The organism is Halomonas sp. C22, from assembly GCF_007655045.1.
GTDB classification, from domain to species: Bacteria; Pseudomonadota; Gammaproteobacteria; order Pseudomonadales; family Halomonadaceae; genus Vreelandella; species Vreelandella hamiltonii.
Genome location: NZ_VBVC01000023.1, coordinates 1 through 1441, shown reverse-complemented (window position 1 = coordinate 1441; position 1441 = coordinate 1). Strand labels below are relative to the sequence as shown.

Annotated in this window: 2 protein-coding genes; both read left to right on the top strand. The window is 64.1% G+C overall.

The window, feature by feature from the left end; translation table 11 throughout:
• The coding region (locus FEU76_RS18490) for an electron transfer flavoprotein subunit beta/FixA family protein (protein ID WP_144985000.1) at positions 1-738 on the top strand (738 nt) is incomplete at its 5' end.
• A 14-nt stretch (positions 739-752) separates the two neighbouring features.
• Positions 753-1441 (top strand): electron transfer flavoprotein subunit alpha/FixB family protein (locus tag FEU76_RS18485; protein WP_144984997.1); only part of this gene is annotated, 689 nt, incomplete at its 3' end.

Below are 1441 nucleotides of genomic sequence, written 5' to 3'. Positions count from 1 at the left end.
GTCGCGGTAAAACGCGTCATCGACTACAACGTCAAGATCCGCGTCAAGGCGGATCACTCCGATGTGGATCTGACCAACGTCAAGATGGCCATGAACCCCTTCTGCGAAATCGCCGTGGAAGAGGCCGTACGTTTGAAAGAGAAGGGAGCGGCCAGCGAAGTGGTCGCCGTGACGGTAGGCCCCAAGGCTGCCCAGGAGCAGCTGCGCACCGCGTTGGCGCTGGGCGCCGATCGCGCCATCCACATCGAGACCGACGAGCGCGTCGAATCACTGGCGGTGGCCAAACTGCTGGCCAAGGTGGTGGATGAAGAGCAGCCTGGTCTGGTGATTCTTGGCAAGCAGGCCATCGACACCGACAACAACCAGACCGGCCAGATGCTGGCGGCGCTGACCAATCTGCCCCAGGGCACTTTCGCCTCGGAAGTCGCCATCGATGGCGACAAGGTGAACGTGACCCGTGAAATCGACGGCGGCCTGCAAACCGTCGCCCTCACGCTGCCCGCTATCGTCACCACCGATCTGCGCCTCAACGAGCCGCGCTACGCCAAGCTGCCGGACATCATGAAGGCCAAGAAAAAGCCGCTGGACGTCAAGACCCCCGCCGACTATGGGGTCGAGGTCGCGTCGAACGTCACGCTGCTCAAGGTCGAGTCACCCGCCGAGCGCAAGGGCGGTATCAAGGTCGCCTCGGTGGACGAGCTGATCGACAAACTGAAAAACGAAGCCAAAGTGCTTTAAAAGGAGCTGATCTCATGAGCATTCTGGTACTTGCCGACCTGCATGAAGGTCAGTTGGCCAGCGCCACCGCCCACGTCGTGGCAGCCGCCCAGGCGATCGGTGGCGATATCGATGTACTGGTCGCCGGTGAAGGCGTCCAGGCCGCCGCCGAAGCCGCCGCGACACTCGACGGCGTGAGCAAGGTGCGCGTGGCAGACAACGCCGTCTACGCCCATCAGCTTGCCGAGCCCATGGGCGCGCTGCTGGTCGCCCTGGCCGACGACTACACCCACGTGCTGACCAGCGCCTCCACCACCGGCAAGAACGTGCTGCCCCGGCTGGCCGCGCTGAAAGACGTCAGCCAACTGTCGGAAGTGATTGGCGTCGAGAGCGCCGATACCTTCCTGCGTCCGATCTACGCCGGTAACGCCATCGCCACGGTGAAAAGCGACGACCCGCTGAAAGTCATCACCGTGCGCACCACCGCCTTCGATGCGGTAGGCAGCGGCGGTAGCGCCAGCGTGGACGCCGTGGACGTGGTCGTCGACAACGCCCAGTCCCGCTTCGTGAAGCAGGAGCTGGCCCAGAGCGACCGCCCGGAACTCGGCGGTGCCAAGGTCGTCATCTCCGGCGGCCGTGGCATGGGCAACGGCGAAAACTTCAAACTGCTGGACGGCATTGCCGACAAGCTGGGCGCCGCCATTGGCGCGTCTCGTGCGGCGGT